At 40.8% G+C, this 6,523-nt stretch carries 5 protein-coding genes; 2 read left to right on the top strand and 3 right to left on the bottom strand.

Annotated elements, in window-relative coordinates; all coding sequences use genetic code 11:
- Positions 1–832 precede the first annotated feature (832 nt).
- Both KPX09_RS03865 and KPX09_RS03860 read right to left on the bottom strand, forming a co-directional pair.
- A complete protein-coding gene (locus tag KPX09_RS03865; protein WP_249549077.1) occupies positions 833–1,492 on the bottom strand; it encodes an alpha/beta hydrolase in 660 nt (219 codons plus the stop codon).
- Positions 1,493–2,666: 1,174 nt separating this feature from the next.
- Entirely contained in the window at positions 2,667–3,260 is a 594-nt protein-coding gene (locus KPX09_RS03860; protein ID WP_249549076.1) for a peptide deformylase, read from the bottom strand.
- A gap of 256 nt (positions 3,261–3,516) precedes the next feature.
- On the opposite strand from KPX09_RS03860, the gene KPX09_RS03855 reads away from it, so the two are divergent.
- Both KPX09_RS03855 and KPX09_RS03850 read left to right on the top strand, forming a co-directional pair.
- The gene (locus tag KPX09_RS03855) at positions 3,517–4,569 is read left to right on the top strand and encodes a quinone-dependent dihydroorotate dehydrogenase (RefSeq protein WP_249549075.1); all 1,053 of its coding nucleotides are present in this window, start codon (positions 3,517–3,519) and stop codon (positions 4,567–4,569) included.
- A gap of 8 nt (positions 4,570–4,577) precedes the next feature.
- Positions 4,578–5,369 carry a type III pantothenate kinase gene (locus tag KPX09_RS03850; RefSeq protein WP_249549074.1) on the top strand — a complete coding sequence of 264 codons (792 nt, stop codon included), beginning with the start codon at positions 4,578–4,580 and terminating at the stop codon, positions 5,367–5,369.
- 273 nt (positions 5,370–5,642) lie between these two features.
- Here KPX09_RS03850 and KPX09_RS03845 read toward each other — a convergent pair whose 3' ends face one another.
- Positions 5,643–6,143: a Na+/H+ antiporter subunit E gene (locus KPX09_RS03845; protein WP_249549073.1), complete on the bottom strand. Its 501-nt coding sequence runs from the start codon at positions 6,141–6,143 to the stop codon at positions 5,643–5,645.
- Between the last annotated feature and the right edge of the window lie 380 nt (positions 6,144–6,523).

Raw genomic sequence — 6,523 nt, 5'->3', positions numbered from 1 at the left:
TAAACCCAAGGAAAGCATAGAAATGATTTTTCTTAAACAGAAGTGGGGAAAATTTCTGGAGCATACTAAAACTTAAGCCTTCTGATTAGGCGTACTTTGCTTTGCCTAAGCAACACTCGCAAAACCATTACCGCAGCTATTATTGCTCGACATTAGCCTCCACAAACCAATCATAGACCTCTTGCATAGAACCATGCATACTAAGGATGAGAGCTTACGAAGCCAAAATTCTGGAGAAGGAATTAGAGTAGTTCCGAACATGATCGAATTTTGGCTCGTATTGGCAGCCTTTTCTCAACTTCACACAGACGCAGCACCTTTACAGCTAACATTTCTCTTTTATACCGCCCATCAATTTTAAAAGAACGCATTTTTAATACCCGTTATTAAATGAAATTTTCGTTCTCAGGATACTGATAAATCTTTGGAAGAGATATAGCATAGAAGAGGACAACTCCATGGTTACAAGAAAGGCGTGGGATTTTGGTATTAAAGTAGATGCCATAATAGAGACCTGGCAATGTTCGGAAGACTATACAGTGCATAACGTTCTCAACCCAGCATGTACCTCTTCGACACCAATGATGACTCAGCATATCGCACCAAAACGGAGCGCATATTTGTAGTGCACTAGCAACACACACAGCTTAGAGTAGGGAGGACCTAGCAACTTTCAGCAGGTTACACAGTACATCATGCAACCAAATCGCGTGTGTAGCTCTTCCCAACTATCAGTGCAGAAACATGTTTAGCCGTAACAGGGCATATATGAGCAGTGTACGTGCTGAACACATAAAGGGCTGGAGACATAGGTTACACACCCGCAAGAGTTCTACGATGCATTACCTGTAATACGATTTTTAATAAACAAGGAACCTATTTCTAGACCTTGATCATCTATACTATGCCCGAGAGACTTCATAGAATGCGCCTCAACAGTAACCTTGTTGCGCTGTAGAAAATCTACACATTCTTCGAAGTAATAAAAAGGAATAACATCGTCATCTTCACCATGTATCACACAGACATCCGGACGAGAGCGCACCATGCTCTCCAAGGCATTTGGAAAGGGCACTGCACCCGAATATGCAACAACTGATGCACATTTTTTCTCTCTACTCAATCCCACATATATGGACAACATAGCACCCTGTGAAAAACCCACGAGAGACAATTTGTCATCGCCTATACCCAGTGCTTCGAGCTGCACATCTATAAATCTATTTACCATCTCGACTGATCTCATAATCTCCACACAGGCGGATCTTTCATCCATATCCCGTAGACTATCTGTAAACCACGTATAACCTATGGAACCATATCGTAGTGGCGCATGAGGAGACAGGAACTGAGTGTTATTTAACCCTTTCCGCGACATATACGGAGCAATCGCAATCATATTATCGCCGCTAGCACCTCTTCCATGCAACATAACAACCAAACTATCTGCAGAATCTCCGGAACAATAACAAGGTCCTTTCAACGTCACCACCGTACTCCCACAAAAAACTTTACTGCTGGATTATAGCAACAGCGTCCACTACACGCTATTAATATCCACACGTGATATATCATAATAAAACTCTTGCGGAGGATTTTTATACAAGATAACCCCTGTGTACCGTAGACTTGTATGTGCGCTCCACGGGAGCGTGTATATGTACTAAACGTGAACTACAACTCAGCAACATACGATCTACCGTGCTGCAATATGTTGATATACCGATGGTAGAGGAGAGCTATATGCACAGTTTGGTAGCATTATGTACTGTGCAGTTACAGCTGAAAGCTGCTAGGTCTTCCCACTAATGACAAGTTTCTATACTCCTAGATATGTTTTCAAGACTCAGTGCACAGACCGCGTAAGACTTATACTGAAGCAAATCTTAGAACAGAAACTGCCTACTGATACCGCTTGTTAAGTTTCATATTTGAAGTATCGCAACACAAATCAGAATACAGTTCGCAACATCTAAAGCAGATTCTGATACATAACTTTGCTACAGTCTTATAGAAGATACTACGTTTAACTTTCCTCTCGGTATCAAATTTACCGGCATATTTAGTGAATACAGAATCATTCCCGCATGCGTAATTTAAAATCCAGTATCTCACGTAGAAGATATAACAAGTGCTTATCTCACACTTATATGTCTACAGCACGCATGACATTTAAACAAAAACTCTACGAGTAGCTCTACGTAAGCCTTTTTATAGGCCACACCAACTTCAACACAAAAACTTACGTAAATCCAAGTTTGAACTATCTCTCAGAGTATATGGAATACTAGAATACTGAACGTTTGTGTGAACACTAAATGTAGGGTGTACTAACCAAAAACTTAAAGCTTAGGTAAACACTCACTATGTAGGTATAAACCTAGCAACTCGTATAATAACTTAAGGACCAAGTTCTAAGATCGCTCATACGCACTAATGCATAAGCCCACTATACAACACAACTAAAACACCGTACTAGTGAAAAAGTTATAAAAAAGTCATCCCACAAAGTCTTCTTCACTGTGCCTACTTCTCGCACATAGGGATCAAGATGCATTACGAACTTATATTCCTTCTCGGTAAACGCAGCAAAGCTAACAGATTAAAATCTGGAAGAAAATCCCTCATAGTTGTGATTTTCAGAGATCCTCCTGATACCCCAACGCTTAACACTTTTTGCTGTTATCTAAAAGCAGTATATGAACTGAGCTATAGTCTTCTTCTGAAACACTCTGAGCAGATTTATTTTTTATGTTATCAAGCACGTTAGCCAACAGCACTCCGTTAAGGTGATCCATCTCATGCTGCACACATCTAGCAAGCCAATTGAATGTTCTTATCACGCATACATTCCCAGCAAGATCTGTATATTTCAGATCAACATTTCCAGGACGCTGTATTCCCACCATCCCGATGGATTTCACAGATAAACACCCTTCAAACAGAGTAACATTTTCGCCAGAAAAGCTCACGATTTGGGGATTTATGCATACAAGACTTCTGGTGCTATGTGAATGATGCCCTGAAATCACCCTCAGATCCTTAGTAATGTTAAAAAGGCCACTGAACATATCTATAACAAAGACTCTAATGGGGTACCCCAACTGCACTGCAGACAGTCCCACAGTGTCTCCTCTTTCAGCAATTTTGATCATCTCATTTACAATTTCTCGAGTTGCGCTATCAACGCTTTCCAAGGGAGATGATACGGTATGTAATACCTTCAAATCCCGTTGATCCTCTATAGATAGAACCCTCATGTTCTCTCTCCTTGTTTCACCAGTAAAAGATTTATGAAGCTACAAACAATAAACCCTGGGGGCCTTTGTTATATGCTAAACAAAACATATCTCTTATGTTAAATCAGCATTCAGTGCACTACATAGTATACTATATCGCACCTTGGTATATATTAATAGTTGTTGCAAGAACTGCAAAAAATCCTATTTAGTGTGGGGTTTTGTTATTTTTAGTGACTGTGGTATAATCGTAAAGATTTAGTGAAATTTAGAGATAATGTCGCTTTTCAGGTTTAATAATCCGCTTTTTCTTATACCACCTAAAGTTGCACACAGCTTAACGCTCTTTGCTCTAAAGCAGGGTTTATACAGCTCTAGTGTACGTAAAATGCCTGAATGTTTAAGCACTCAGCTTCTGAATTTCAAAGTGCGTACTCCCATCGGTCTGGCTGCAGGGTTTGATAAAAACGCTGAGGTAATACGTCCAGTGCTTTCACTTGGATTTGGGTTCACAGAGGTTGGCACTGTGACAAAATATCCTCAATCTGGAAATAAAGGGCCTAGTCTTTTTCGCATGCATAAGCAGAAGGCCGTAATAAATCGTCTGGGGTTCAATAATAAGGGTCTGACGCGTTTGTTAAAGAAGGTAGACTCAAAAGACCTGAACAACCTGGTATTTGGCATAAATGTAGGTATGTACAAAGGGTGTTCTGATCCTCCTGCCGAATATGCAGAATTAGTACAGAAGGTTTACGGGCTTTCTAGCTATATAACAGTAAACCTCTCTTCTCCAAATACTGCTGGGTTGAGGGAATTGCAACGAAGAAACTCTCTGAACGAAATACTAGCGTCTGTAAGAAAAGCTAGATATGCGGTTGATCACGCGGAATCTGTACCTATTCTCTTAAAAATAGATCCTGATCTCTCTGATGAAGTGTTGCAAGACATAGTGGACGAGGTTTTAAGACATAAGATAAACGGGATAATAGTCAGTAATACTACGACCAATTTCAAACTTCTAGGTACAACAGCGCCTATCTCTAGAGGCGGTTTGAGCGGTCAACCCTTGTTTTCCTTATCCACAAGAGTGCTGGCAGATGTATATTCTCTAACCCGAGGAAGAGTCGTACTCGTGGGTTGTGGTGGTGTTAGCAGTGGGGCCCAAGCTCTAGAAAAAATTAGAGCAGGTGCATCCCTGGTGCAATTATACACTGCTATAGTTTATGGGGGTTTTGGTATTATTGACAGGATAAACATGGAGCTTGCTGACTTGCTCACACGCGATGGGTTCAATAAAGTGGAGCAAGCTGTAGGAATAGATGTGAATTAAATCGCTGTATGCTAGCCATAGTTGATGTTGGAAATACCAACATAAAATTTACTATATATGTCGGTGAAGAATTTTCAGAAAGCTGGTGCATATCGACTTATCATGAACGTACAGCTTCTGAACTTTATGCCATACTACGCGTCCTGGCATCTCAGGCCAATATCGATATTCACCGTTTAGTTGGGGCCGCAGTATCAAGTGTTGTCTATGCAGTGAACGGTTCTATAACAGAGATGTTCGAGAACTTTTTCAACATTATACCAGTATTCATAACAAGCGCTCATGCAAGCTTACTGGGCATCAACATATGTTTAGCGCAGAATACAATAGGCTCTGATCGCCTTGCTGACGTAGTCGCTGCTCGCACGTTATATCCTGATCGGGACCTTCTTGTGATAGATATGGGGACAATTACCGTTTTTAATCTCGTCAGCAAAAATGGAGATCTATACGGACAGGTTCTCTCTCCTGGTCTTGCGTGCCTGGTTAAGAGCGTGAGGCTGTGCACGGCTGCGCTCCCGCAAGTATGCGTGAATAAACCAACGAAGGTAATATCTGATGCTACTGCACCATCTTTAGAATCTGGATTGTATTGGGGATATTTATCCATGGTTGAGGGAGTAATTCAGCGAATATTAAAAGAGGAAAGTGGTAAATCTCTACAAATAGTCGCTACGGGGTGGGCATCTGACTTCTTTCACGATGCCGCTCATGTTCTCTCAATCGACAAATTATTAACCACAAAAGGCATATTACAGATTTACAAAAAGCTAATGGCAAATCAAGGAGGTCTTCGCTAAGAAGTGGTATACCTGTGCCAGTAGCTTTACGCGTAAACGTACCTACCATCGTGCAAAAGCACTCCTGTACAGGAGCATCATGCTCAGCAATACGTCTTCAAGTTAATGAAACTACAAAAGAACATCTAAACGCGCTGGCATATTAAAGAGTTACGTGCAGCGAAGCCGTGAGGGCTAAAACAAGCCCTTATTTTTCGCCACATAGGCAGATCGATAACTTATCTCAAATGCATCAGCAGCTCCCTACTCCGCCGGAATACTAGGTTCTACCCCCTAGGTATTAAATGTTGCATAAATTTTGCTATCGATCTCTGAAACACCCGACAACAAGGTTTTGTCTAGTGCAAGGACCTTTACCTTACCATCGGAAGCGATACTCATACCTACAGTTCCGGGAGTTAAGGTAATGGAGTTAACTAGCATGAACGCCCCTAATCCACTCCGTTGACTAGTATCAACATAGGCAACTACAGGCTTGGAATGCTTAACACATGGACCAAATACCCTTTTAGTTACATATACAGAAGACCCGATAACTTGACATAGCAACCAAGCACAATATAGGCAGAAATTCTTTGCCAGACGCAGGCGTCCTATACCAAAACTAGGAAACATCTTGTAATGTTCCCTAGGCACAGACTTCTCTAAAACGCTACACAGCAGCACAGATGAAACCGAGCTTATAACACCTGAAGCTATAAAAAACCAATCTGAATACCCAGAAAATATCAACCAAAGAGACATTTGAACTATGCATGACCAAAGCTTACCCATGTGGATAACTCCATACTGTACTCGTAAATCATACATAAATCTGCTAATAATCCTAGCATTTGCTACATAATGCACTATTTTGTCATCTAGTTACTGTATCAACGCATGTGACATGCACGGATATTTTTGGATTACAGCAATTGCGGTGACGGTAATATTGTCTCGGATTCACTTCATAGAAGCATTTCACCATGAAGACAAAGTAGCAGTTTACAAAATCTACGAAAAGCATTTAATCAGCAGTTACAGAATTCTTTTCATATCTGCATTTTGTCCAGTAGCAATAGAGTCATAACCTTTCTTACCAACAAGTTCTAAGAAGAAAAAAGCTGATCATATCATATACCGACTCGTACACTGGCATAAAACTTCACAATCTG

Origin of the sequence: Anaplasma phagocytophilum (genome assembly GCF_023476575.1) — a bacterium.
GTDB classification, from domain to species: Bacteria; Pseudomonadota; Alphaproteobacteria; order Rickettsiales; family Anaplasmataceae; genus Anaplasma; species Anaplasma phagocytophilum_A.
This window is presented reverse-complemented; position numbering and strand designations above follow the sequence as displayed.

What these genes read in the sequence shown, in the direction of transcription:
- KPX09_RS03860 (WP_249549076.1), bottom strand. Translation starts at nt 3,260, where the DNA reads ATGAGGGTTCTATCTATAGAGGATCAACGGGATTTGAAGGTATTACAT.
- KPX09_RS03855 (WP_249549075.1), top strand. Translation starts at nt 3,517, where the DNA reads ATGTCGCTTTTCAGGTTTAATAATCCGCTTTTTCTTATACCACCTAAA.
- KPX09_RS03850 (WP_249549074.1), top strand. Translation starts at nt 4,578, where the DNA reads ATGCTAGCCATAGTTGATGTTGGAAATACCAACATAAAATTTACTATA.
- KPX09_RS03845 (WP_249549073.1), bottom strand. Translation starts at nt 6,143, where the DNA reads ATGGGTAAGCTTTGGTCATGCATAGTTCAAATGTCTCTTTGGTTGATA.